The 25,076-nt window shown below is 72.9% G+C and carries 21 protein-coding genes; 16 read left to right on the top strand and 5 right to left on the bottom strand.

Annotated features, from left to right (window positions below):
* Nucleotides 1-502 precede the first annotated feature (502 nt).
* The 10 genes from ACFWTE_RS17525 (at nucleotide 503) to ACFWTE_RS17570 (ending at nucleotide 11,628) form a co-directional block, all read left to right on the top strand.
* Nucleotides 503-1,504 carry a thiamine pyrophosphate-dependent dehydrogenase E1 component subunit alpha gene (locus ACFWTE_RS17525; RefSeq protein WP_378780522.1) on the top strand — a complete coding sequence of 334 codons (1,002 nt, stop codon included), beginning with the start codon at nucleotides 503-505 and terminating at the stop codon, nucleotides 1,502-1,504.
* Nucleotides 1,501-2,529 (top strand): alpha-ketoacid dehydrogenase subunit beta, encoded by a 1,029-nt coding sequence (locus tag ACFWTE_RS17530; RefSeq protein WP_378780524.1) that lies wholly within the window; start codon nucleotides 1,501-1,503, stop codon nucleotides 2,527-2,529. The genes ACFWTE_RS17525 and ACFWTE_RS17530 overlap by 4 nt, the downstream gene beginning before the upstream one ends.
* Before the next feature lie 7 nt (nucleotides 2,530-2,536).
* Entirely contained in the window at nucleotides 2,537-2,881 is a 345-nt protein-coding gene (locus ACFWTE_RS17535; RefSeq protein WP_378780525.1) for a biotin/lipoyl-containing protein, read from the top strand.
* Between the two features lie 149 nt (nucleotides 2,882-3,030).
* Nucleotides 3,031-3,762: an alpha/beta fold hydrolase gene (locus ACFWTE_RS17540; protein WP_378780526.1), complete on the top strand. Its 732-nt coding sequence runs from the start codon at nucleotides 3,031-3,033 to the stop codon at nucleotides 3,760-3,762.
* Between the two features lie 318 nt (nucleotides 3,763-4,080).
* The gene (locus ACFWTE_RS17545) at nucleotides 4,081-5,136 is read left to right on the top strand and encodes a BMP family protein (RefSeq protein ID WP_378780527.1); all 1,056 of its coding nucleotides are present in this window, start codon (nucleotides 4,081-4,083) and stop codon (nucleotides 5,134-5,136) included.
* A gap of 245 nt (nucleotides 5,137-5,381) precedes the next feature.
* Nucleotides 5,382-6,989, top strand: a complete 1,608-nt coding sequence (locus tag ACFWTE_RS17550; RefSeq protein WP_378780528.1) for an ABC transporter ATP-binding protein — start codon at nucleotides 5,382-5,384, stop codon at nucleotides 6,987-6,989.
* A complete protein-coding gene (locus ACFWTE_RS17555) occupies nucleotides 6,986-8,569 on the top strand; it encodes an ABC transporter permease (protein WP_378780529.1) in 1,584 nt (527 codons plus the stop codon). The genes ACFWTE_RS17550 and ACFWTE_RS17555 overlap by 4 nt, the downstream gene beginning before the upstream one ends.
* Entirely contained in the window at nucleotides 8,566-9,825 is a 1,260-nt protein-coding gene (locus ACFWTE_RS17560; protein WP_378780530.1) for an ABC transporter permease, read from the top strand. Before ACFWTE_RS17555 ends, ACFWTE_RS17560 begins: the two co-directional genes overlap by 4 nt.
* Nucleotides 9,804-10,244: a cytidine deaminase gene (locus ACFWTE_RS17565; RefSeq protein WP_378780531.1), complete on the top strand. Its 441-nt coding sequence runs from the start codon at nucleotides 9,804-9,806 to the stop codon at nucleotides 10,242-10,244. The genes ACFWTE_RS17560 and ACFWTE_RS17565 overlap by 22 nt, the downstream gene beginning before the upstream one ends.
* Before the next feature lie 94 nt (nucleotides 10,245-10,338).
* Nucleotides 10,339-11,628, top strand: coding sequence for a thymidine phosphorylase (locus ACFWTE_RS17570; protein WP_378780532.1), 1,290 nt, complete (start codon nucleotides 10,339-10,341; stop codon nucleotides 11,626-11,628).
* A gap of 172 nt (nucleotides 11,629-11,800) precedes the next feature.
* On the opposite strand, the gene ACFWTE_RS17575 is transcribed toward ACFWTE_RS17570, so the two are convergent.
* Together ACFWTE_RS17575 and ACFWTE_RS17580 are read right to left on the bottom strand one after the other, a co-directional pair.
* Nucleotides 11,801-12,400: a phage holin family protein gene (locus ACFWTE_RS17575; protein ID WP_378780533.1), complete on the bottom strand. Its 600-nt coding sequence runs from the start codon at nucleotides 12,398-12,400 to the stop codon at nucleotides 11,801-11,803.
* Nucleotides 12,401-12,555: 155 nt separating this feature from the next.
* A complete protein-coding gene (locus ACFWTE_RS17580; protein ID WP_378780534.1) occupies nucleotides 12,556-13,083 on the bottom strand; it encodes a hypothetical protein in 528 nt (175 codons plus the stop codon).
* A 129-nt stretch (nucleotides 13,084-13,212) separates the two neighbouring features.
* Between ACFWTE_RS17580 and ACFWTE_RS17585 the strand changes: the two genes are divergently transcribed.
* From ACFWTE_RS17585 to ACFWTE_RS17610, 6 genes are all read left to right on the top strand, one after another.
* Nucleotides 13,213-14,973, top strand: a complete 1,761-nt coding sequence (locus ACFWTE_RS17585; RefSeq protein WP_378780535.1) for an acyclic terpene utilization AtuA family protein — start codon at nucleotides 13,213-13,215, stop codon at nucleotides 14,971-14,973.
* 67 nt (nucleotides 14,974-15,040) lie between these two features.
* Complete coding sequence (locus ACFWTE_RS17590) at nucleotides 15,041-16,639, top strand: acyl-CoA carboxylase subunit beta (RefSeq protein ID WP_378780536.1); 1,599 nt, start codon at nucleotides 15,041-15,043, stop codon at nucleotides 16,637-16,639.
* A gap of 10 nt (nucleotides 16,640-16,649) precedes the next feature.
* Nucleotides 16,650-18,701, top strand: a complete 2,052-nt coding sequence (locus ACFWTE_RS17595; protein ID WP_378780538.1) for a biotin carboxylase N-terminal domain-containing protein — start codon at nucleotides 16,650-16,652, stop codon at nucleotides 18,699-18,701.
* Nucleotides 18,698-19,870: an acyl-CoA dehydrogenase family protein gene (locus ACFWTE_RS17600; RefSeq protein ID WP_378780539.1), complete on the top strand. Its 1,173-nt coding sequence runs from the start codon at nucleotides 18,698-18,700 to the stop codon at nucleotides 19,868-19,870. The genes ACFWTE_RS17595 and ACFWTE_RS17600 overlap by 4 nt, the downstream gene beginning before the upstream one ends.
* 84 nt (nucleotides 19,871-19,954) lie before the next feature.
* Nucleotides 19,955-20,569, top strand: coding sequence for a TetR/AcrR family transcriptional regulator (locus ACFWTE_RS17605; RefSeq protein ID WP_378780540.1), 615 nt, complete (start codon nucleotides 19,955-19,957; stop codon nucleotides 20,567-20,569).
* A gap of 129 nt (nucleotides 20,570-20,698) precedes the next feature.
* Nucleotides 20,699-21,262, top strand: coding sequence for a hypothetical protein (locus ACFWTE_RS17610; protein WP_378780541.1), 564 nt, complete (start codon nucleotides 20,699-20,701; stop codon nucleotides 21,260-21,262).
* Nucleotides 21,263-21,348: 86 nt separating this feature from the next.
* On the opposite strand, the gene ACFWTE_RS17615 is transcribed toward ACFWTE_RS17610, so the two are convergent.
* From ACFWTE_RS17615 to ACFWTE_RS17625, 3 genes are all read right to left on the bottom strand, one after another.
* Nucleotides 21,349-22,674, bottom strand: a complete 1,326-nt coding sequence (locus ACFWTE_RS17615) for a GH1 family beta-glucosidase (protein ID WP_378780542.1) — start codon at nucleotides 22,672-22,674, stop codon at nucleotides 21,349-21,351.
* Nucleotides 22,675-22,772: 98 nt separating this feature from the next.
* Nucleotides 22,773-24,062, bottom strand: a complete 1,290-nt coding sequence (locus tag ACFWTE_RS17620; RefSeq protein WP_378780544.1) for an MFS transporter — start codon at nucleotides 24,060-24,062, stop codon at nucleotides 22,773-22,775.
* A 226-nt stretch (nucleotides 24,063-24,288) separates the two neighbouring features.
* The gene (locus ACFWTE_RS17625; protein ID WP_378780545.1) at nucleotides 24,289-24,867 is read right to left on the bottom strand and encodes a DapH/DapD/GlmU-related protein; all 579 of its coding nucleotides are present in this window, start codon (nucleotides 24,865-24,867) and stop codon (nucleotides 24,289-24,291) included.
* Nucleotides 24,868-25,076: the final 209 nt, after the last annotated feature.

Below are 25,076 nucleotides of genomic sequence, written 5' to 3' on the forward strand. Positions count from 1 at the left end.
TGGCTCGGTGGTCGGGTGGCTCCGAACGTACGCGCTCGGCGTCGAACACGCACCCCCGGTGGCCAACCGCGATTGTTCCGTGATGATAGGCCCTGCCACCGACGGAACCGAGTGATTTTCAGGCGATGCTCTGGGGTTCGTGAAGTTTGGTGGCGATAAGCGGTGTAGAGGTCACTGTGTCGTTTTCGCAGTTGAACCGCGTGGCATGTTGGACAGTTGGGAACGAAAATGCAGTCTTCGTGCTTGTTTGTAGCAACTGTTCGCTGATATCTGGCGCAAGTGTCGAATCATGCGGAGAATCAACAGACAGGACAGTCACCATCCGGTCCGGTGCGCGACCACGCGCGGCGGACCACGCTGGGAGCCGCTCGACATGCCCGACCGCAGCCCGCCACCGCTCCGCAGCCCGCTCGGCGGGAGGCGCGGGCCCACCGCCTCCGACGGAGGCGCTGTGCGCCCGGTTCCGCCCGCCCACGAGCCGACGGGGGGTGGAACCGTCTCCGTGGACCACCTGCCCGCGAACCTCACCCGTGCCCTGTACCGGGACATGCGCACCGCCCGGGACCTCGACGCCGAGGCGGTCGCCCTCCAGCGCCAGGGGGTGTTCCCCGCGTACGTGTCCGTGCGCGGCCAGGAGGCCGCCCAGGTCGCCAGTGCCGCGGCGCTCGACCCCGGACGCGACTTCGTCTTCCCGACCTACCGGGAGATGGCCTCCGCCCTGGCCTACGGCGTGGACATGGTCGGCTACATGGCCAGCCACCGCGCCCTGTGGCACGGGGGCCTCTACGACGTCATGGCCTCACGGTTCGGCGCCGTCAACGCCGTGGTCGGCGGTCCCGTCCCGCACGCCGTCGGATGGGCCGTGGGTGAGGGGCTGCGCGGCGGCGACGGCGTCGCCCTGTCCTACTTCGGCGACGGCGCCAGCTCCGAGGGCGACGTCCACGAGGCGATGAACTTCGCCGGGGTCTTCGGGGCGCCCGTCGTCTTCTTCTGCCAGAACAACCAGTGGGCGCTGTCGGTGCCCAACGAGCGCCAGGTCGCCGGCGGCTCCGTCGCCGCGCGCGCCCAGGGCTACGGCATGCCCGGACTCGTCGTCGACGGCAACGACGCGGGGGCCGTGTACGAGGCCACCGCCGACGCGGTCGCCCGCGCCCGCTCCGGCCAGGGGCCCACCCTCATCGAGGCGCTCACCTACCGGGTCGAGCCGCACTCGACCTCCGACGACCCCGGACGCTACCGCGACGACGCCGAGGCCGAGCGCTGGCGCGTGCACCGCGACCCCCTCGTGCTGCTGCGCGCGGCCCTGGTCGCGGCCGGGCACGCCGACGAGCCCGCTCTCGCCGAGGTCGACGCCGAAGCCGCCAGGCGCGCGGAGGAGATCCGCGACGGCGTCGCCGGGGCCCCGGAGCCCGACGGCTCCGACCTGTTCACCCACGTCTTCCGGGAGGGCACCGAGGAGCTGGCCCGGCAGCGCCGCACCTGGCAGGAAGAGGTCGAGCTGTGACCGAGCTGATCGAACGGGCCGGCACCGGCACCGACACCGCGCAGGACCCCGCGGTCGAGCTGTCCATGCAGCAGGCCGTCAACCGCGCCCTGCGCACCCTGCTCGCCGAGGACCCGGACGTCCTGGTCTTCGGCGAGGACGTCGGAGCCCTCGGCGGGGTCTTCCGCGTCACCGACGGGCTCCAGCGCGAGTTCGGCGACAAGCGTGTCTTCGACACGCCCCTGGCCGAGTCCGCGATCATGGGCATGGCGGTGGGCCTGGCCATGAACGGCTGGCGGCCCGTCCCCGAGCTCCAGTTCGACGGTTTCGCCTATCCGGCGATCGACCAGATCGTGAACCAGGTGGCGCGCATGAACTACCGGACCCGCGGTGCCGCCCCCATGCCGATCACGCTGCGCCTGCCCTCCTTCGGGGGCATCCAGGCACCCGAGCACCACGGCGAGAGCCTGGAGGCGCTCTTCGCGCACACCCCGGGGCTCAAGGTCGTGGCCCCCTCCGACCCGGCCGAGGCCTACACCCTGCTCCTGCAGGCGGTGCGCTCCGACGACCCCGTGGTCTTCATGGAGCCCAAGGCCCGCTACTGGGACCGCAGGCCCGTGCGGCTGCGCGAGCCCGGCGACCCCATCGGTACGAGCCGTGTGGTGCGCGCCGGCAGCCACGCCACCCTCGTCGCCTGGGGCGCCATGGTGCACAAGTGCCTCCAGGTGGCCGAACTGGCGGCCGAGGACGGGGTGGACCTGGAGGTCCTGGACCTGCGCTGGCTCAAGCCCGTCGACGCCGCGGGGCTGGCCGCCTCGGTCTCCCGTACCAGGCGGGCCGTGGTCGTGCACGAGGCCCCGCTCACCGCCGGTCTGGGCGCGGAGGTCGCCGCGCTGGTCACCGAGAACTGCTTCCGCGACCTGGCCGCCCCCGTCCAGCGCGTCACCGGGTTCGACGTGCCCTACCCGGCCGGGCCCCTGGAGGCGCAGTACCTGCCGACCATCGACCGCATCCTGCTCGCGGTCCAACGGACCCTGGAGTACTAGACACACCATGGCAGAAGAGAACATCACCTTCACCCTTCCCGACCTGGGCGAGGGACTCGTCGAGGCGACGGTCCTGGAGTGGCAGGTCGCCGTCGGCGACGTCATCGAGCGCAACGCCCCCCTGGTGGAGGTGGAGACCACCAAGTCCGCGGTCGTCATCCCCTCGCCCAAGGCGGGCCGGATCGTCGAACTGCACGCCGGGGAGGACCAGGTGGTCCCCGTGGGCGACCCCCTGGTGACCTTCGCGGTAGAGGCCGCCGAGGAGGCCCCCCGGGCCGGCATCGTCGGCCGGATCCCCGAGGAGGAGGCCCGGCCGGCCCGCCGGGTGCGGCTGAAGCCCCCGACCGACTGACCCCCCGGCCGGCCCCGTCCGCGCCGTCGGAGGCCTTTCGGATGTCCGCACGAACGGAGGCCCCTTCGGGGGTCTTCCGCTGAGAGGATTATCCGAAAAGCCTCGGGCGGCCCGGTAAAATTGTCAGAATTTAATGGAGTGAAGGATTCATGTCCGCGAATCTCACCGGTGACGTGACAATGCGCTATGTGGATTTGCCCCCACGGGCCCCGGCGGACGCGGTCCCCGTTCTTCTGCTGCACGGTTTCGGCACCGATTTCGACATGAATTGGCGCGCCACCGGGTGGACCCAGGCCCTGGAGGCCGCAGGGCGCCGGGTGATCGGTCCGGATCTGCGCGGCCACGGGGCCAGCGACAAACCGGTAGAAAGTGCTTCCTACCTGCCAGAACACTACATCGCAGACCTTATCTCGATGCTCGACGAGTTGGGCGTGGAGAGGGTCGACGTGGTGGGCTACTCGATGGGTTCCCGCCTGGGATGGGAACTGGCGCTGACCGCCCCTGAGCGCGTGGGACGCGTGGCTCTCGGCGGTTTCGGACCCGTAAACGCCTTCGCGGGAACGGACCTCTCCGACCCCGGTTCCGGGGACTCCCCGTTCGACCGCGTCTATCGCACGGTCGCCGCACTGCCAGGCAACGACCCCGCCGCACTCGCGGCCTGCGCGCGCGGTCAGGCGTCCCGTCCCTTCACCGCCGACCCGCTGTTGGGCGGGCCCGCGCTCCTGCTCGTCTCGGGGGCCCGGGACGCGATCGCGGAGGGTGCGGCGGAGCTCGCCCAGCGCTGCGGCGGCGTCCATGTGGAGGTTCCGGGGCGCGACCACGGCAACGCCGTCTCCTCCCGGGCCTTCCGGCAGGCGGTCCTGGACTTCCTCGCCCCCTGAGGAGGTCCCGACCGGTCTGGACCGGCATGCCCTCACGTGCTGGTGTGACGCCGGGTGATCACGTCCGAGCAGCGGGTGGTAATGCCTCTCGGTCCGGGGGAACGGGAGGTCAAAACCGGGAACAGAAACCGGGCCCGCCGCTTCCGGTGCGCGCCCGGTAACTTCCGGGTAAGACCCCGTTTCGCTCCGCTCTCGCCTTCATAACAACTCCGCCTGTTGGTTAGATGTACTTTCGGCTACCGGATATTGTCCGACCGCAGAACTCAGTTCGGTCGTACGGAATGTGGGCCGCTGAGAGGGCGAAGGGGAGAGTTACCAGTGAAGCGCAGCAACGCAATCAGGTTCGCCGCGGTGGCGGCGGCGGGTGTGCTGGCCCTCACCGCGTGCGACAGCGCGGCGGAAGAGGCCGACGGTTCCGGCGACGGCGACGAGGGGGCCTCCGCCGACGTACGCATCGGTCTGGCCTACGACGTCGGCGGCCGTGGCGACCGCTCGTTCAACGACTCCGCCTACCGCGGCCTGGAGCAGGCCGCCGAGGAGCTCGGCGTCGAGACCCAGGACTTCGAGCCGACCGACGGTGAGGCCGAATCCGCCAAGGAGGAGCGCCTGGCCACCATGGCGGACGAGGGCTACGACCTCGTCATCGCCGTCGGGTTCGCCTACGACGGCGCCGTCCGCGCGGTGGCACCCGAGTACCCGGACGTCCACTTCGCCATCGTGGACTCCGAGATCGAGGACGTCGACAACGTCACCAGCCTCGTCTTCGCCGAGGAGCAGGCCTCCTTCCTGGCCGGTGCCGCCGCGGCGCTGAGCTCCGAGGAGGACCACGTCGGCTTCATCGGCGGCGTCGAGACCCCGCTGATCCACAAGTTCGAGGCCGGTTACGTCGCGGGCGCCGAGCACGTCACCGAGGACATCACCGTCGAGGTCGACTACCTCAGCCAGCCGCCGGACTTCAGCGGCTTCAGCGACCCGGCCAAGGGACGCGAGCTCGCCCAGGCCCAGTACGACCGCGGCTCCGACGTGATCTACCACGCCGCCGGCGCCTCCGGCAACGGTGTCCTGGAATCCGCCGTGGAGAACGACTTCACCTTCATCGGCGTCGACAGCGACCAGTACGAGAACGCCGAGGACGACCAGAAGCCGCACGTGCTCACCTCCGCCATCAAGCAGGTGGACGTGGCCGTGTTCGAGCTGATCCAGGTCGCGGTCGACGGCACCCCCGAGGGCGGCATCCAGCGCTTCGAGCTGGCCGACGGCGGCGTCGACTACACCACCTCCAACGAGGAGGCGATCAGCCCGGTCCAGGAGGAGCTGGACGCGATCAAGCAGCAGATCATCGACGGCGAGATCGAGGTCCCGACCGAGCCGTAGACCGCGCCCACGGGTGCGTTCCGCGGACACCGCCCCTCGCCTGGCAGGATGGGCGTCCGTGGACCGCGCCCGGCGCGGAGCCGCCACGGGTGGGACCCGCGGCGGCCGCATCCAAGGGCGGTACCGGACAGGGGGAGCCCCCCGCGTCCGGTGCCGCCCCGGTTGCCGTTCCGCGACGGTGGTGCCCCGGGAGCCGTGTTCGGGCCCCGCGATCCGCGCCACGCCGCAAGTTCACGAGGAGACAGATGAGCAGCACGCCATCGGGCAACGGGGCCCTGGCGCCCCCCGCCGTTGAGCTGCGCGGGATCACCAAGCGTTTTCCCGGAGTCGTGGCCAACCACGACATCGACATCACCGTGGCTCAGGGCACCGTGCACGCCATCGTCGGCGAGAACGGTGCTGGCAAGTCCACGCTGATGAAAACCCTGTACGGCATGCACAGGCCGGACGAGGGACAGATCTACGTCAGGGGCAGGGAGGTGCGACTCAACTCGCCCTCCGACGCCATCAGGCACGGCATCGGCATGGTGCACCAGCACTTCATGCTCGCCGACAACCTGACCGTGCTGGAGAACGTGGTCCTCGGAGCCGAACGCCGCTTCGGCATCGGCAACCGGGCCCGCGCCCACATCCGCGAGCTGTCCTCCCAGTACGGGCTCGGGGTCGACCCCGACCGGCTCATGGAGGACCTGGGCGTCGGTGAGCGCCAGCGCGTGGAGATCCTCAAGGTGCTCTACCGGGGCGCCGAGACGATCATCCTCGACGAGCCCACCGCGGTCCTGGTCCCGCAGGAGGTCGACGAGCTGTTCGACAACCTGCGCGAGCTCAAGCGCGAGGGCCTCACCGTCATCTTCATCTCGCACAAGCTGGACGAGGTCCTCTCCGTCGCCGACGAGATCACCGTGATCCGGCGCGGCACCACCGTGGCCACCGCCGACCCGGGCACCACCACCGCCCGGGAACTGGCCACGCTGATGGTGGGCGGTGAACTGCCCGTTCCCGAGCTGCGCGAGTCGACCGTCACCGACAACGTCGTCCTGTCCCTGCGCGAGGTCACCGTGGACTCCGCCGACGGCCGCGCCGTCGTGGACGGCGTCACCGTGGACATCCGCGAGGGCGAGATCGTCGGCATCGCCGGCGTCGAGGGCAACGGCCAGTCGGAGCTCATCGAGGCCATCATGGGCATGCGCCCGCTGTCCTCGGGCACCATCTCCCTGGGCGCGGAGGACATCACCGCCTGGCCCACGCTGCGCATCCGCGAGGCGGGGGTCGGCTACATCCCCGAGGACCGCCACCGGCACGGGGTGCTGCTGGAGTCGCCCCTGTGGGAGAACCGCATCCTCGGCCACCAGACCAAGGCGCCCAGCGTGCGCGGCCCCTGGATCGACAGGGCCGGGGCGCGCGCCGACTCCGAGCGCATCGTCGCCGAGTACGACGTGCGCACGCCCAACATCGACGTGATCGCCGACGCCCTGTCCGGGGGCAACCAGCAGAAGTTCATCATCGGCCGGGAGATGAGCGGGTCCCCGCGCTTCCTGGTCGCCGCCCACCCCACACGCGGTGTGGACGTCGGCGCCCAGGCCGCCATCTGGGAGCAGCTGCGCGACGCCCGCGCGGCCGGTCTGGCGGTACTGCTGGTCTCGGCCGACCTGGACGAGCTGATCGGCATGTCCGACACCCTGCACGTGATCCTGCGCGGCCGCCTGGTCGCGCAGGCCGACCCGACCACCGTCACACCCGAACAGCTGGGCTCCGCCATGACAGGAGCCGGGCTGGCCGGGGACGACGGGAGCACAGAAGGTGACAGCGGTGCTGACGGTGCCGACCGCAACGGGAACGAGGGCGGCTCATGAGTAGGATTCCCCGCCCCCGCACGACCCTGCCCGCCCCGGCCGCGGCGGCCGTCGCCGCCGTCCTCGGCGTCGGGGTCACCATCGCCCTCGACCTCGCGCTGCTGTGGTGGGCCGCGCTGGTCATCGGTGTCCTGGTGGCCTTCGCGTTCGCGGCCTGGTCCGGGCCCCTGGTTCCGGACGAGCGCCGGACCGGAGCCGACGGTACGAAGGAGGAGGGCACCACCCTCCACACCACCCTGGTCGTGCCGACCGCCCTGGTACTGGCGGTGGTCGCCGGACTGCTGACCGCCTGGTTCCTGGACCTGTCCCTGATCGAGCCGGTCGCCGCCGCGCTGGGCGCGCTGGTGGGCTCCGTCCTGGCGTTCACCCTGTTCCACCGGCTGTCCGCGATGCTCGCACTGTCCTTCGCCGCGGTCCTGGCCGCCGGGATCATCGCGATCGGCGTCACGGCGGCCGTCCTCCAGCTCAGCGGCATCTCGCCGCTGCCCACGTTCGCGCGGATGGTCGAGTACGGAACCAGGCCCAACAGCCTGGTCAAGATCATCAACGACGGCACCACCTACTACCTGGCCGCCGTCGCCGTCGCGATCGGCTTCAAGATGAAGCTGTTCAACATCGGCGTGGACGGCCAGTACCGGCTCGCGGCGCTGCTCGCCGCCGCCGTCGGCGGCTACGTCATCCTGCCGCCGGTGCTCAGCCAGATCGTCGTCATCGCCACGGCCGTGGCCGTGGGCGGCGCCTGGGCCGGCATCGCCGGGTACCTCAAGGTGGCCCGCGGCGTCTCCGAGGTGATCTCCACGATCATGCTCAACGCCATCGCCACCGGCATCACCGCCTACCTGCTCAGCACCAACCGCCTCGCGGTGGAGATCAGCACCAACAACATCGGTACCCCGCCGATGCCCGAGTCGTCGTGGGTGCCCGGCATCCCGGCGGGCTTCCTCGGCTCCGAGCAGGAGATCTTCGGGTTCGTCCTCCTCGCGGTCGCGGTCGGTGTCGCCTACTGGGTGATGCTCAACCGCACCCGCTTCGGGTTCGAACTGCGGGCCACCGGCCAGTCGCAGTCCGCCGCCGAGGCCAGCGGCGTCAACGTCAAGAAGATGGTGTTCCTGTCCATGCTCTTCTCGGGCATGGTCGCCGGGCTGGTCGGCCTGCCCCAGCTGCTGGGCAGCTCGCACTACTACGCCCTGGACTTCCCGACCGGCATCGGCTTCATCGGCATCGCCATCGCGCTGCTGGGCCGCAACCACCCGGTCGGCATCGTCTTCGCCGCCCTCTTCTGGGCCTTCCTGAACCAGGCCGCGGGCATCCTGCCCTTCGACGGCATCCCCCAGGAGATCGCGATCATCTCCCAGGCCACCATCGTGCTCACCGTCGTCGTGGTCTACGAGGTCGTGCACCGCTGGGGCCGCCGCTATCAGCAGCAGCAGATCGGCAACCAGCTCGGCACCACCGCCGAGTCCACCACTGAACCCGCGCAGGCCGTGCCGTCCGGCACGGCGCCCGAGGACGGGTCCGCCGACGGCGGGGGCGCCGGCGCCCCCGACACCGACGGCAAGCGCGGCGGGGAGGCCCAGTGAGCCAGGAACTCAACGTGATGGAACCGGTCAAGGCACCGCCGAGGCCGGGAGGGTGGTCGCGCTGGCGCTTCCTCACCCTGTTCGGCGCCGTGCTGGTGTCCCTGGCGGGACTGCGCGTCATCACCGGCCAGGACATGCTCACCGACGCGGGCACCATCCGCACGACCATCACCTTCGCGGTGCCCATCGGCCTGGCCGCCCTGGGCGGCCTGTGGGCCGAGCGGGCGGGCATCATCAACATCGGCCTCGAAGGCATGATGATCCTGGGCACCTGGTTCGGCGCCTACTTCGCCTGGTCCACCGACAACCCGTGGATGGGCCTGCTGGCGGGCGTCCTCGCCGGAATGGCCGGAGGCCTGCTGCACGCCGTGGCGACGGTCACCTTCGCGGTCGACCACATCGTCTCCGGCGTGGCCATCAACATCCTCATGCTCGGCGCCATGCGCTACCTGTCGATCCTGGTCTACTCCGACGTGCCCGGTGCGGGAGCCGCCCAGTCGCCGACCACGCCGCCGTTCCCGGTGTGGAACCTCCCGTTCCTCGCCGACGTCCTGGCACCCGTCGCGAACAGCGGGATCTTCGTGGTCGCCGACCTGGCCTCGCTACTGGTCGGCATGACCACGCGCATGTCGGCGCTGACCTTCATCGCGATCATGATGATCCCGGTGACCTACCTGGTGCTGTGGCGGACCTCCTTCGGCCTCCGTCTGCGTTCGGTGGGCGAGAACCCCGACGCCGCCGAGTCCCTCGGCGTGCCGGTGTACAGCCTCAAGTACGTCGCGGTGATCATCTCCGGCGGCCTCGCGGGCATGGGCGGGGTGTTCCTGTCCATCGTCGCGTCGCAGATCTACCAGGAGGGCCAGACCGGCGGCCGGGGCTACATCGGACTGGCCGCCATGATCTTCGGCAACTGGCGTCCGGGCGGCCTCGCCATGGGCGCGGGCCTGTTCGGCTACACCGACGCCCTCCAGATCCGCGGCGGAGGCGAGGCGATCCACGCCCTGCTGCTGCTCCTGGCGGTGGCCCTGCTCGCGGTGGCCCTCTGGCAGGTGCGCAAGGACCGCAAGGGCCTGGCGGTCGCCGCCGTGCTCACCGGCGTCCTGCTGCTGGTCTGGTACTTCTCGACCGACTCCCTGCCGCGCGAGCTGGCCACCTACAGCCCGCACATCGCGACGCTGCTGGTGCTCTCGCTGGCCTCCCAGCGGCTCCGGCCGCCCGCCGGAATCGGTAAGCAGTGGAGGGCGAGCCGGTCATGACCGACACCACGACGAGCGGGCCGGTCGACTCGGACGCGGTGGACTGGGAGGCCCTGCGGGCCGCCGCGCGCGAGGCCATGTCCCACGCCTACGCGCCCTACTCCCGCTACCCGGTGGGGGCGGCCGCGCTGGTCGACGACGGCCGGGTGGTCAGCGGCTGCAACGTCGAGAACGCCTCGTACGGGGTCGGCCTGTGCGCCGAGTGCGGACTCGTCAGCGCTTTGCACGCCTCCGGGGGAGGACGCCTGACGGCGTTCGCCTGCGTGGACGGGCGGGGCGGGGTCCTCATGCCGTGCGGCCGCTGCCGACAGCTCCTGTTCGAGCACGGCGGGCCGCACCTGCTCGTGGACACCCCGGAGGGGATCCTGTCCATGGAACGGATCCTGCCGCAGGCCTTCGGCCCGGACAACCTCACATAGTCAGTGCGCACCGTCTCCCCGGCGCCCGCCCGCACGGCGGCGGCCGGGGAGACCTGTTTTCCGCCAGGGTTCCCGCCACGTGAAAGGACAGGACATGGACGTCATCGAGGTCATCCGGGCCAAGCGCGACGGGGGAGAGCTCACCCCCGCGCAGATCGACTGGGTGATCGACGCCTACACGCGGGGCGGGGTGGCCGAGGAGCAGATGTCGGCGCTGGCCATGGCGGTCTTCCTACGCGGGATGAACCGGGCCGAGGTGAGCCGCTGGACCGAGGCGATGCTCGCCTCCGGAGACCGGCTGGACTTCTCCGACCTGGACCGGCCCACCACCGACAAGCACTCCACCGGCGGGGTCGGTGACAAGATCACCCTGCCGCTCACCCCGACCGTGGCCGCGTGCGGGGCGGCCGTGCCGCAGCTCTCCGGGCGCGGGCTCGGGCACACCGGCGGCACCCTGGACAAGCTGGAGTCGATCCCCGGGTGGCGCGCGTCGCTGTCCACGGAGGAGATGCGCGGGGTCCTGGACGCCACGGGCGGGGTGATCTGCGCCGCCGGGACCGGTCTTGCCCCCGCCGACCGCAAGCTGTACGCGCTGCGCGACGTCACCGGGACCGTCGAGTCGATCCCGCTCATCGCCGCGTCCATCATGAGCAAGAAGCTCGCGGAGGGCACCGGAGCGCTGGTCCTCGACGTCAAGGTCGGCTCGGGCGCGTTCATGAAGGACGCCGGCTCGGCCCGCGAGCTGGCCCGCACCATGGTGGACATCGGCAACGACCACGGGGTCCGCACGGTCGCGCTGCTCACCGACATGGCGACGCCGCTGGGGCGACAGGTCGGCAACGCGCTGGAGGTCGCCGAGTCGGTGGAGGTGCTCTCCGGGGGCGGCCCCGCCGACGTGGTGGAGCTGACCGTGGCCCTGGCCAGGGAGATGCTGGCCGCCGCGGGGCTCACCCCCGGTGAGAACGGCGTCAAGGACCCCGCCCGGGCCCTGCGGGACGGGAGCGCGCTGGAGTCGTGGAAGCGGCTGATCCGGGCCCAGGGGGGCGACCCCGACGCGCCGCTGCCGGTGGCCGCCCAGCGCCGCGTGGTGCTCGCCCCGGCGGCGGGGACCGTCACCCGCCTGGACGCCTACCAGGTGGGCCTGGCCGCGTGGCGCCTGGGCGCGGGGCGTGCCCGCAAGGAGGACGCGGTGTCGTTCGGGGCTGGGGTGACGCTGCACGCCAAGCCCGGCGAGGAGGTGCAGGCGGGGGAGCCGCTGTTCACCCTGCACGCGGACGAGGAGGAGCGGTTCGAGCGGGCGGCGCAGGCTCTGGAGGGCGCGTTCGACATCGACCCCGACGCGGTCTTCGAGCCGGGCCCGCTGGTCATCGACCGCCTCGACTGAGTCCCGTGACCCCCGGCGGGGAACACGGCCGGGGGCGGCCGACGGGAGCCGCCTCCGCACGGTCCGGCGTTTCGGGGGAAGCGAGCGCGGAGCGGGCCCCGGGGAAGGTGCGGCCGTCGGGCGACCGCCCCTCCGAGGCCCGCTCCGGAGTGTTCTGCGTACGGTTCGGTGGTCACTCCATCATCGGCGGCATCACCGGGGCCGCGTCCGGGATGAGCAGGTAGGACACGGCGGCGAGGATCACGAACAGGAGTCCGGTGATGAGCGCCGCCGCGGACACCCAGCGCCCCCACGGCCGGGTCCGCGCGCCGCTGAGGGCCAGCGCGAGCGCGGACACCACCACGGTGAGCAGGGCCGCGGCCCCGCCGAGCATGATCTGCGTGCTGATCTGTGTGACCTGGTCCGCGCCGATGGGCTGGCCGCCGACGAGGAGCAGGCTGGTGAGGATCTCCAGGAGTTGCCCGGAGAACACGGTCACGGCGAGGAGCACGAGTCCGACGATGCCGAAGGTCTCCGTGGAGAACACGCCGGAGGCCGCCTGGTCGTGCCGCACCGCCGGGTCGTGCTGTCCTGCCGGCGTCGCGGCGGCCTCGGACCCGACCCCCGTGGTGTCGGTTGCCCCGCCGGCCGGTGCGCCGGAGTCGGACGGGTGGTCCGTCCCGGAGTCGGGAACTTCCGGCGCGACCCCGGGCTCGAACGTCGGTTTCGGGCCCTCGTTCGCGGCGGGCGGGGTGCGGTCGGGGCTGTCGTTGTCTCCTGGTGCGGTACTCACGCGGCCAACGTACATGCTGGTCGCCGTAAGAGGGGCCTAAGAATCGCCTGATCAGGAGGGATTGCCGAAGAGCCGCGGTGCCGGGGCGGTGCCTCGGGAGGCCGGTTCCCGGGGCTGCGGGACCCGCGCCCGGCGCCGGTGCGGTGGAGGGCGGCTCAGGCCCCGGACGGCAGGCTGACGAAGGTCAGGACCGAGACGAGCAGCAGCAGGCTGCCCACGACGACGGTGGCGGCGGCGCTCCAGCGGCTCCACGCGCGGGTGGCGGTGCCGCCCCGGAACAGGGCCACGGCCGCGGCGAGCACGGACAGGGCGCTCAGTCCGCCCGCGACGACGACCTCGGCGGCGAGCATGCCCGCCTGCTCGGGGCTGTGGGAGGGCGCCGTGCCGCTGAGGAAGAACCAGCTGAAGAGCTCGAACAGCCGGGTGTGCAGGGTGGTCAGGGCGAACAGCAGCAGGCCGATGACGCTGAAGGTCTCGGCGGCGAAGAGCCCGCCCGACGCGGGTGGCGGGCCCACGGGGGTCCCTTCGAGGAAGGCGCTGCCCGCCCCGGTCCCTTCGGGGGCCCCGGTCGGGGAGGCCTCGGCCGCGAGGGCCTCGGACACGGCAGCCTCGGCCGCGGGGGCCTCGCCGTCGGTGCCGCTGGAGTCGTCGGTGGGGTTCGTGTCTGCAGGGGAGGTACTCACCGCGCCAAACTACCCCGCGAGCGTGCCCGCTCCGCAGAGCTGTAACCCACGCCCGGTGGCCGCTTCCGGCCATATCGTGGTCAGGGGCGCTTCCGCAAGGAAAACAATCACTAGTGCTTGTTTTTTGCTGTGTCCGCTGTCACTCTCGTGTCCATGACCGCTATGCCCCCGCTGCGGGTCGCGAACGCCTCCGGCTTCTACGGGGACCGCTTCGCCGCCGTCCACGAGATGCTCACGGACGGCCCCGTGGACGTCCTCACCGGCGACTACCTGGCCGAACTGACCATGGCCATCCTCGGCCGCGACCAGCTCACCGACCCCCGGCGCGGCTACGCCAGAACCTTCCTCGGCCAGATGCGCGACTGCCTGGCGCTGGCCATGGAGCGCCGCGTCAGGGTGGTCACCAACGCGGGAGGACTCAACCCGCGAGGGCTCGCCGACAGGCTCACCGAGCTCGCCGACGGGCTCGGCCTCGCCCCCCGCATCGCCTGCGTCACCGGGGACGACCTCCTCCACCGCGCGGAGGAGCTCGACCTCGGAGGCCCCCTGACCGCCAACGCCTACCTCGGGGCCTTCGGCATCGCCGCCTGCCTCGACGCCGGAGCCGACATCGTCGTCACCGGCCGGGTCACCGACGCCTCCCTGGCCGTCGGACCCGCCATCTCCCGCTTCGGATGGACCCCCGACGACCTCGACGCGCTGGCCGGGGCCACGGTCGCCGGACACGTCATCGAGTGCGGGGCCCAGGCCACCGGCGGCAACTACGCCCACGCCGCCGCGCTCCTGCGCGACGGGCACGACCTGGAGCACCCCGGGTTCCCGATCGCCGAGATCGGCGCCGACGGCAGCGCGGTCATCACCAAGCACCCCGGCACCGGGGGAGCCGTCACGACCGGGACCGTCACCGCCCAGCTCGTCTACGAGATCGCGGGCGCCCGCTACCCCGGCCCCGACGTCACCACCCGCCTGGACACCGTCCGGCTCACCCGGGAGGGCCCCGACCGGGTCCGGATCAGCGGCACGCGCGGCGAACACCCGCCCGCCGACCTCAAGGTGGGTCTGACCAACCTCACCGGTTTCCGCAACGACGTCGAGTTCCTGGTCACCGGCCTGGACGCGCGGGACAAGGCGGCGCTCGCCGAACGGCAGATGCGCGCCGCGCTCGCCCGCCGCCGACCCCAGGACCTGCGCTTCGAGTTCGTACCCGCCGAGGACCCGCACGGCCCCACCCAGGACGCCGCGACCGCGAGGCTGCGGGTGACCGCCCGCGACCACGACGCCTCCACGGTCGGCCGGTCCTTCGGGGCCGCCGCCGTCGAACTGGCCCTGGCCGGCTACGCCGGGTTCCACCTCACCGCACCGCCGCGCGACGCCCGCCCGGACGGGGTCGCCGCCACGCACGCGTTCGTGCCCGCCCACGAGGTGGAGCACACCGCGATCCTCCCCGACGGGGAACGCGTCCCCGTCGCTCCCGCCACCCGGACCCGGCAGCCCGCCGAGGTCCCCGAGCCCCCGCTGCCCCCGCCCCTCCCGCAGGGGCCGCTCCGCGAGGCCCCGCTCGGACTGGTCCTGGGCGCGCGCAGCGGCGACAAGGGCGCCGACGCCAACCTGGGCGTGTGGGCGACCGGCGACGACGCCTGGCGCTGGCTCGCCCACACCCTCACCGTCGACCTGCTGCGCGAGCTGCTGCCCGAGACCGCCGACCTCGCGGTCACCCGCCACCTGCTGCCCAACCTGCGCGCCGCCAACTTCTGGATCGAGGGCATGCTCGCCCCCGGCAGCGCCCGCCGCGAAGGCGGGGACCCGCAGGCCAAGGGCCTGGGGGAGTGGTTGCGCGCACGCAGGACCCTGCTACCCGAGAAGCTCCTGCCGGAGGTGGCGAGCCCGTGAACACCCTGACCCCCGCCGGCCCCGGGGCCCGCGGCCCGCACCGCTCCACGACGGGGGCGGGGCGATCGTGAGCGTCCTCGACACCCGGCTCGACACCTCCTCACCCGCGTTCGCCCAGGCCCGCGAGGCCATGCTCGGCAAGATCGCCGAGATCGACGCCGAACACGCCAAGGCCCTGGCCGGAGGCGGTGACAAGTACGTCGAACGCCACCGGGCCCGGGGCAAGCTGCTGCCCCGCGAACGCATCGAACTCCTCCTGGACGAGGGCAGCCCCTTCCTGGAGCTGTCACCGCTGGCCGCCTGGGGAAGCGACTTCCACGTCGGCGCCGCCGTCGTCACCGGGGTCGGCGTGGTCTCCGGCGTGGAGTGCGTCGTCGTCGCCAACGACCCCACCGTGCGCGGCGGGTCCAGCAACCCCTGGACGCTGCGCAAGTCCGCGCGGGCCGCCGAGATCGCCGAGCGCAACCGCATGCCCATGATCAGCCTGGTCGAGTCCGGCGGTGCCGACCTGCCCACGCAGAAGGAGATCTTCGTTCCGGGCGGGCGGACCTTCCGCGACCTCACCCGCCTCTCCGCCGCGGGGGTGCCCACCCTCGCCCTGGTGTTCGGCAACTCCACCGCGGGGGGAGCCTACGTCCCCGGCATGAGCGACCACGTGGTCATGGTCCGCGACCGCTCCAAGGTGTTCCTCGGCGGCCCCCCGCTCGTCAAGGCCGCCACCGGGGAGGACAGCGACGACGAGTCCCTGGGCGGCGCCCGCATGCACGCCGAGGTCTCCGGGCTCGCCGACCACCTCGCCGAGGACGAACACGACGCCCTGCGCCTGGGGCGGCGGATCGTCGCCCGGCTCAACCACCGCAAGCAGGGGCCCGCCCCGCGTGCGTCCGCGCCCGAACCCCTCCATCCCGCCGAGGACCTGCTCGGGGTCATGCCGCCCGACCTCAAGGTTCCGGTCGACCCGCGCGAGGTCATCGCCCGCCTCGTGGACGGCTCGGAGTTCGACGAGTTCAAGCCCGCCTACGGCAGCGGCCTCGTCACCGGCTGGGCCGCCCTGCACGGCTACCCCGTCGGCGTCCTCGCCAACGCCGACGGTGTGCTCTTCAGCGCGGAGGCGCAGAAGGCCACCCAGTTCATCCAGCTGGCCAACCGCGCCGACACCCCGCTCGTCTTCCTGCACAACACCACCGGCTACATGGTCGGCCGGGAGTACGAGCAGGGCGGCATCATCAAGCACGGCTCCATGATGATCAACGCCGTCTCCAACAGCACCGTCCCCCACTTCTCGGTGCTCATCGGCGCGTCCTACGGGGCGGGCCACTACGGGATGTGCGGCCGGGCCTTCGACCCCCGGTTCCTGTTCGCCTGGCCCAGCGCCCGTTCCGCCGTCATGGGGCCCAGGCAGCTCGCCGAGGTCCTGTCCATCGTCGCCCGCCAGTCCGCCGCCGCACGGGGGCGCCCCTACGACGAGGAGCAGGACGCCGCGGTCCGGGAGATGGTCGAGAACCAGATCGAGGCCGAGTCGCTGCCCCTGTTCCTGTCGGGCCGGGTGTACGACGACGGGGTCATCGACCCCCGCGACACGCGCACCGTCCTGGGACTGTGCCTGTCCCACGCCCACAACGCGCCCGTACGCGGCACCGACCGCTTCGGCGTCTTCCGGATGTGAGACCGAGACCATGAACCAGACCCCGTCACCCGGCCCCGTCACCCGCCTCCTCGTCGCCAACCGCGGCGAGATCGCCCGCCGGATCATCCGCACCTGCCGCACCATGGGCATCGGCACCGTCGCGGTCCACTCCCCCGGGGAGGAGGGCGCCGCGCACGTCGCCGAGGCCGACACCGCGGTACGCCTGCCCCTCCCCGGGAGCGGTCGCCCCGTCGACGCCTACCTCGACCCGGGGGCCCTGGTCGCCGCGGCCCGCGCCGCCGGGGCGGACGCCGTCCACCCCGGCTACGGGTTCCTGTCCGAGAACGCCGGGTTCGTCCGGGCCGTCACCGGTGCCGGGCTCACCTGGGTGGGGCCCTCCGCCGACGCCGTCGAGCGCATGGGCGCCAAGACCCTCGCCAAGCGGATCGCCCGCGACGCCGGGGTTCCCGTCTCCGACGCCCTCGCCCCCGGCGACGTGCGCCCCGAACACCTGCCCGTCCTTGTCAAGGCCGTCTCCGGGGGCGGCGGACGCGGTATGCGGGCCGTCCATGACCTCGCCGACCTGCCGGCCGAGGCCGCCGCCGCAGCAGCCGAGGCCGCCTCCGCGTTCGGGGACCCGGCCGTGTTCTGCGAGCCCTACGTCCCACGGGGGCGCCACGTCGAGGTGCAGGTCCTCGCCGACACCCACGGCACCGTGTGGGCCCTGGGCGAGCGCGACTGCTCCGTGCAGCGCCGCCACCAGAAGGTCATCGAGGAGTCGCCCGCCCCCGGCATCCCCCGCGAACTGCGAGAACAACTGCACGAGGCGGCCCGGGGGATGGCCCGCGCCATCGACTACACCGGGGCGGGGACCGCCGAGTTCCTCGTCCCCGTCGGCGACGACGGCCTCGGAGCCCCCGTCTTCCTGGAGATGAACACCCGCCTGCAGGTCGAACACCCCGTCACCGAGTGCGTCACCGGCCTGGACCTGGTCGAGTGGCAGATCCGGATCGCCGAAGGGGAGGCCCTGCCCGAGGGCGGACCGCCCGCCCCGCGCGGCCACGCCGTCGAGGCGCGCCTGTACGCCGAGGACCCCCGCGCCGGCTGGCGGCCCCGCACCGGAACCCTCCACGCCTTCGACGTGCCCGACGCCACCGCCCGGTTCGAGCCCCTCACCGCCCCCGGAGTGCGCCTGGACAGCGGGGTCGGACCCGGTGACACCGTCGGCACCGACTTCGACCCCCTGCTCGCCAAGGTCGTCGCCTACGGCCGCGACCGCCGCGACGCGGTCCGCCGCCTGGCCTCGGCCCTGGCAGCCGCACGCGTCCACGGTGTGGGCACCAACCGGGACCTGCTCGTACGGGTGCTGCGCCACCCCGCGTTCGGGGCGGCCGCGGAGCACCCCGGGAAGCTGCACACCGGCTACCTGGACGCCGACCGGCTCGCCGCCCTCGCGCAGCCCCTCGCCGACCCGGCCACCGAACACCTCGCCGCGCTCGCGGCGTCCCTGGCCGCGGCCGAGGCGGCCCGCGCCGCGGGAACCGGCAGGGCCGTCCCCGCCGGAATCCCCGCCAACTGGCGCAGCCTCACCTCCCAGGCCCACATCCGCCGCCACACCGTCGCCGGGACCGGAGGGCGCCGGATCACCACCGCCTACCGGACCGTCCGGGGCGCCCCCGTGCCCGAACAACCCGGTGTGCGCGTCCTCTCCGCCGCCCCCGGCCTCGTCGCCCTGGAGGTCGACGGCCTGCGGTACGCCCTCACCGTCCACACGTACGCGGACGACCCCGACGTCCACGTCGACTCGTCCCTCGGATCCGTCACCCTCACCCCCGTCGACCCCCTGCCCGCGCCCGAGGCCGTGGTCGACCCCGGAGCCCTGCCCGCGCCCATGCCCGGCACGGTCGTCGCGGTGGACGTCTCCGTGGGGGACCGGGTCGCCAGGGGACAGACCCTGCTGCGCGTCGAAGCCATGAAGATGGAGCACCGCATCACCGCACCCGCCGCCGGTGCCGTCCGGGAGCTCCCGGTCACGGCGGGCCAGAGGGTGCCCGCGGGGGCACCCCTCGCCGTACTCGACTACGAAGGGCTCCAGCCGTGACCGGTGCCATGACCTTCAACGAACCCGCCGAGCGCGTCGAACTGCGCGCCGTCGTGGCCGACTTCGCCTCCGCCTACGGGACCGACTACTACAGGGCCAGGGCCAAAGAGGGCGTGTACCTCACCGAACTGTGGCGCGGGGCCGGAGAACTCGGCTACCTGGGGGTCAACCTCCCCGAGGAGTACGGCGGCGGAGGCGGAGGCATCGGCGACCTCGCCGCCGTCCTGGAGGAGCTGAGCGCCGCCGGGTGCCCCACCCTCATGATGGTCGTCTCCCCGGCGATCTGCGGCACCGTCCTGGCCCGCTTCGGCACACCCGGCCAGCGGAGCCGCTGGCTGCCCGGACTGGCCACGGGCGAGACCATCATGGCGTTCGCCATCACCGAGCCCGACGCGGGCTCCAACTCCCACCGCATCACCACCACCGCCCGCCGCGACGGCGACGGCTGGGTCCTCACCGGCCGCAAGACCTTCATCTCCGGGGTCGACGTCGCCGACGCCGTCCTCGTGGTCGCCCGGATCCGAAGCGAGGACACCGGATCCCTGTCCGCAGCCCTCTTCGCGGTCCCCACCGACACCCCGGGGTTCGAGGCCAGGCGCATCGAGATGGACCTGGTCAGCCCCGACCACCAGTTCCAGCTGTTCATGGACGATGTCCGCCTGCCCGGGGACGCCCTGGTCGGAGACCCCGACGCCGGGCTCCTCCAGCTGTTCGCCGGGCTCAACCCCGAACGCATCATGGCCGCGTCCCTGGCCACCGGGAGCGCGCGGCACGCCCTCGACAAGGCCGTCGCCTACGCCAAGGAGCGCACCGTGTGGGGGGACAGGCCCATCGGCACCCACCAGGGGCTCGCCCACCCCCTCGCCCAGATCAAGATCGAACTCGAACAGGCGCGTCTGATGACCCAGCACGCGGCGCTCCGCTACGATTCCGGCGACGACGCGGGGGCGGGCGAGGCGGCCAACATGGCCAAGTACGCCGCCGCCGAGGCGTGCGTGCGCGCGGTCGACCAGGCCGTGCAGACCCTCGGCGGCAACGGGCTGGCGAGCGAGTACGGGTTGGGGTCGGCGATCGCCGCCGCCCGCCTGGCGCGCATCGCCCCGGTCAGCCGGGAGATGGTCCTCAACTACGTGGCCCAGCAGTCCCTCGGCCTGCCCAAGTCGTACTGACCGCCGTCCGGCGGACCGGCGGCGCGCACGGTCCGGCGGCCGCACCGGCCCGGGGCCGGCACAGCGCAGCGAGGGGACGCGACCGTGGACACCGAAGCCGGCCGCGAGCCGAGACAGGAGCGAAGCAGGGCCACCCGGGCCCGGCTGCTCGACGCCGCCGTGGGCTGCCTGGCCGAGCGCGGTGCGGCCGGGGCCACCGTGGGCGCGGTCGCCGAACGCGCGGGGGTGTCCAGGGGAGCGGCCCAGCACCACTTCCCCACCCGCGAGGACCTCTTCCTCGCGGCCCTGCGGCACATGCTCGACAACCGGGGCGAGGAGCTCAGGCGCGGTGCGGCAGCCGTCCCCGAGGGTCCCGAACGCACCGAGGCCGTGGTGCAGATGGTCGTGGACGCGTTCAGCGGGGTGGACTTCCGGGCCGCCCTCCAACTGTGGGCGGCGGCGGCCAGCGACCCCGCCCTGCGCGAGCGCATCCTCCCCATGGAGGAGCGGATGGGCCGCGAGGTCCACCGGTCCGCCGTGACCCTGCTGGGGGCCGACGAGTCGGTCCCCGGGGTCCGCGAGACCGTCCAGGCCACCCTCGACCTGGCCCGCGGGCTGGGGCTCGCGAACCTGCTCGCCGACGACGGTCCCCGCCGCCGCCGGATCGTGCGCCAGTGGGCGCGCGTGCTCGACGCGGAGCTGCGGGGCACGACGGGCTGAACCCGCTACCACCCCCGAACGGAAGGTGATTATGATCGACTCCTGTGGGGCGCCGACCCGACAGCGAGTGAGAGCCCCGGAGGCCGCCCCCGGCAGCCGGACCCCCGACAGGACAAGGCGGTGTGACTGGTGAGCGCGGACCCGGGACGAGACCTTCCCGGCCTGGCCAGGCGGGCCGCGGACGCGTTCGCGGAGAGCGCCACCCGGCGCAGGGACCGCGACTCCCTGATGGACAACGCGTTCGCCGCGCTCTTCGCCCTGTACCGGGCGACCTCGCGGACCGAGCGCCAGTCCCGGGCGGGACGGAAGTTCAACGCCTCCCTGGCCGAACTGCTGGTCAGCGGCAACAACCCGGACCGGCTCAGCCTGTACGTGGTGCGCAGCCAGACGGCGGCCGAGAACGGCCAGCACGAGGGGTACCGCCCGGCCTGCTGGCGCCGGTCCATGCTCCAGCTGATCGGCGACGAATTCGTGCCCTGGCAGGACTTCCTCCGTCCCGTGGACCTGGACGCGATCCCGCGCATCGACGAGGCCCTCGTCGAGGTGGCGGGCAGCGCGCGCCCGGTCAACGAGGAAGAGGTGCCCGACTGGGTACCGCAGACGCACTGGTGGTGGTGGGAGCCCGCGCGCCGGCGAGGTGAGGACGCCCCCGACCCCGTGGACAGCGGCACCCTCGACGCCGTCGGCGACTGACCCCGGCCCCTGCGCCGGCCACCCCCTCCGCAGAGCCCGCGCCGCGTGCGCGTGCGCCCCGCCGCGAGGGCGGGGCGCCGCGACGGTCAGGAACCGGTGCGGGACGCGATGAGGTCCCGGTACCAGGCGAACGAGTCCTTCGGCGTGCGGACCTGGGTCGCGTGGTCCACGTGCACCAGACCGAAGCGCTGGTGGTAGCCCTCGGCCCACTCGAAGTTGTCCGTGAGCGTCCACACGAAGTAGCCGCGCACGTCGACGCCGCGCCCGCGGGCGGCCTCGACCGCCCCGACGTGCCCCTCCAGGTAGGAGATCCGCTCCGGGTCCGCCACGCGCCCGCCGGGGGCGACGGCGTCGGCGTAGGAGGCCCCGTTCTCGGTGACGTAGAGGGGCGGCAGATCGTCGCCGTAGCGTTCCACCAGCAGGTCGAGCGTCGCGCCGAGCCCCTCGGGCACCACCGGCCAGCCGAACGCGGTCGTCGGGACCCCGGTGACCTCGCCGAGGTCGAAGGGCAGGTCCGATCCCGGTCCGGGCGCGGCGGCCACGCTCGGGTTGTAGTAGTTGACGCCGATCCCGTCGACGCTTGCCCGGACGAGGTCCAGGTCGCCGTCGACCACCCCGGGTACCTCCGAGGCCCCGAAGGCCGACAGGTCCGGGTACGCGCCGGTCAGCACGGGGTCGGTGAACAGCCGGTTGTGCAGGGCGTCGTAGGCCGTGGCCGCGCCGGCGTCGGCCGCGGACCCGGTGGCGGGCGCGACGGGGGAGTAGTTGTTGGTGAGCAGGACCTCCAGGCCGCGTGAGCGCAGTTCGCGGGAGGCGAGCCCGTGCGCGAGCAGCAGGTGGTGGGCGACCCCGAGGACGTCGGGCACGTCCAGGGCCCTGCCGGGGGCGTGCACCCCGAACGCGTGTCCGTAGGCCATGTGCACCACGGGTTCGTTGAGGGTGATCCACCGGCCCACCCGGTCGCCGAGGCGGTCGGCGGCCACCGCCGCGTACTCGGCGAACGCGTGCGCGGTCTCGCGCGAGGTCCAGCCGCCCTCCTCCTCCAGCGCCTGGGGCAGGTCCCAGTGGAACAGGGTCGGCACGGGTGTGACGCCCCGCTCCAGCAGGGCGTCGACGAGCCGGTCGTAGAAGTCGAGCCCGGCCCGGTTCACGGTGCCCCGGCCCTGCGGGACCACCCGGGGCCAGGCGACCGAGAACCGGTAGGCGTTCACGCCGAGCCGCTCCAGCAGCTCCACGTCCTCCTCCCAGCGGTGGTAGTGGTCGCAGGCCACGGCGGGGCTGTGGCCGTCGCGGATCGTGCCGGGGCGCTGGGCGAAGGTGTCCCACACGGACGCGGCGCGCCCGTCCTCGGTCAGGGCGCCCTCGATCTGGAAGGCGGCGGAGGCCACCCCCCACAGGAACGGTGACGACATGGACGTACCTGCCTTTCGTGTGGTTGCGGCGGTGGAGCGGTCGGGGGGCGGGACGGGGGACCCGCGCGGCCGGCGGGGCCGCAGGAGCGGCGGGCGGATCAGGCGACCCCCCTGATCCGCCAGACCAGTACGGCCCCCAGCAGGGTGAGAAGCCCGCACACGGTGTAGAGCACCGGGTAGCCGCCCAGGTGGACGACGATCGGACCGGCGATCGCCGGGGCGAGTACCTGGGGTCCGGCACTGGCGACGTTGACGATCCCCAGGTCCTTGGCCCGTCCTCCGGCCGAGGGCAGGACCTCGGTGACCAGTGCGTTGTCCACGGACAGGTAGATGCCGAACCCCGCGCCCAGCACCACCGCGCACGCCAGGCTCATGGGCCAGGTCGGGTACGCGGCGAGCAGGAACGCCGGGGCCGCCGACACGGCGCCCGACAGGCACACCAGCCCCCGCCGGCGGCCGATCCGGTCCGAGACCCACCCGGCGACCACGGTGGTGGACACGACCGCCGCCGTGTAGACGAGGATCAGGACCAGCAGGCCGTCCGCCGCCGACGAACCGGGGAAGAGCTCCTCGTAGCCGACCCCGTCGCGCAGGAAGTACAGCAGGTAGAGCGTGAACACGGCGTTGCCGGTCTGCATGAGGAAACGGGTCAGCCACGCCCACCCGAAGTCGGGGTACCGCCGGGGGGACACCCAGAGGCCGCGCGCGAACGCCCGCCAGGGCGGCCGCGCCTGCGGGGGCAGCGGCGGGTCGGGTGCCAGCAGCGCGAACGGCAGGGCGCACGCGAGGGTCAGGGCGCCGATCAGGGCATAGCCGGGGGCGATCCCCGTGACCACCACGGTCACGAGGAGCACCGCGACCACCACCCCCGCCGACTGGGGGATGCCGATCCAGCCGGACACCGCGCCGCGCTGGCGGACCGGCACGTGGTCGGGCACGGCCGCGAGCAGCGTCGCGTTGAGGCAGGACAGCGCCGCCTGGACGAACGACCAGCCCAGGAGGACGCCCAGCACGTCGTCCTGCCGCCCCAGGACCACCAGGCCGAGCCCGCCCAGGAGGGCGCCCGCCAGGATCCAGGGGCGGCGGCGCCCGAACCTGCCCGTGGTGCGGTCGGAGAGCGCCCCGGCGAGGGGGGTGCCGAGCGTCGAGCAGGCCGCGCCGATCCCGGTCACCCAGGCCAGCGCCGTCTCCTTGCCGTCGGGGGCGATCATCCCGACCTGTTCGGGGAGCAGGACCTGGAGCGGGCCGAAGAAGGCCATCCACATGCCCAGGTTGGCCAGGCTGATCCCGGCCACCCACCTGCGTCGGACGGGGCGGGTCGGTTCGGCCAGGGCGTCCGGGACCGGTGGCCGGGGTTCGGGGGAGGACTGCGCGGGGGGTGTGCGCACGTGTGACCTACCTAACGTGAATGCGTCTCATGTTAGGTAGGGCGTGCCGGGGGCGGAAGACCCCCGGGCACGCGGAAACCGGCGGCGCACGGCGCGATGGCATGTAGTCAAGTTTGACTAGTTGTGCGGGCGGGCCCGGCCCCGGCCGGTCGTCACACTTGACCAATGGGGAGGGAACCGGGGTCGAACCCGCCGGTGGGGAGCGCCAACGGGGTGCTGCACGCTGCTACCAGCGTCGGCGCACCGTTGCCTTGGGTCCGGCCACCAGGCTCGCCGCCGGCACATCGTCGGCCACGACCGCCCCGGCCGCGACGACGGCGTCGCGACCGATGCTGACGCCGGGCAGGATCATCGCGCCCGCACCGATCCACACGTTCTCCGCCACATCGATGGGCGCACCGGTGAGGAACCGGCGCCGCTCGTCGGGGTCCACCGGGTGGCCCATCGTGATGAACGTGGCCTTGGGGCCGACCATCACGCCCTCGCCCAACCGGATGCCGGCGTAGTCCAGGAACGTGCAGCCCTGATTGACGAAGACACGCTCCGCCATGTCCAGGCGAAGGCCGTGATCCGTGTAGAAGGGCGGGTAGACCGTCGACCCCGCTGGGAGGGGGCGGCCCAGAATCTGCTCCAGCAGTTCCGCCTTGCCCGCCTCGTCGTCGAACGGGAGGACGTTGAGGCGGGAGGTCAGCTCCGTGACCCGCAGCACCCTCTCGCTCATCGCCTTGAACTCGGCGCCCAGGACACGTTCGTCCCTGGCTTGGAACTCGGGGTCGTGGATCAGCATGAAGCGGTCGTCGGTCATTCGACGATTGTCGCGCAACCTCCGTCGGGGCCGCAGGCCCGTGATCCTCGGTCCCGCTCCTTCGCCGGCACGTCCGCGGCGATGGCGGCGCAGGTCCGCGGGCGGTCGCCCCGGCTCCGCCGCGGGCGGAGTAGCAGGGGACCGACCCGCATCGTGGCCGGTGTGACGTGGAGGGTTCTGACACCGATGATCTTGCACCCGTGGCGAGG

It is taken from the genome of Nocardiopsis sp. NPDC058631, from assembly GCF_042716955.1.
Lineage (GTDB): Bacteria > Actinomycetota > Actinomycetes > Streptosporangiales > Streptosporangiaceae > Nocardiopsis.

Excerpts from the sequence above, each read along its gene's own strand:
- ACFWTE_RS17535 (WP_378780525.1), top strand. The coding sequence starts at position 2,537 with ATGGCAGAAGAGAACATCACCTTCACCCTTCCCGACCTGGGCGAGGGA.
- ACFWTE_RS17550 (WP_378780528.1), top strand. The coding sequence starts at position 5,382 with ATGAGCAGCACGCCATCGGGCAACGGGGCCCTGGCGCCCCCCGCCGTT.
- ACFWTE_RS17625 (WP_378780545.1), bottom strand. The coding sequence starts at position 24,867 with ATGACCGACGACCGCTTCATGCTGATCCACGACCCCGAGTTCCAAGCC.
- ACFWTE_RS17540 (WP_378780526.1), top strand. The coding sequence starts at position 3,031 with ATGTCCGCGAATCTCACCGGTGACGTGACAATGCGCTATGTGGATTTG.
- ACFWTE_RS17595 (WP_378780538.1), top strand. The coding sequence starts at position 16,650 with ATGAACCAGACCCCGTCACCCGGCCCCGTCACCCGCCTCCTCGTCGCC.
- ACFWTE_RS17570 (WP_378780532.1), top strand. The coding sequence starts at position 10,339 with ATGGACGTCATCGAGGTCATCCGGGCCAAGCGCGACGGGGGAGAGCTC.
- ACFWTE_RS17555 (WP_378780529.1), top strand. The coding sequence starts at position 6,986 with ATGAGTAGGATTCCCCGCCCCCGCACGACCCTGCCCGCCCCGGCCGCG.
- ACFWTE_RS17615 (WP_378780542.1), bottom strand. The coding sequence starts at position 22,674 with ATGTCGTCACCGTTCCTGTGGGGGGTGGCCTCCGCCGCCTTCCAGATC.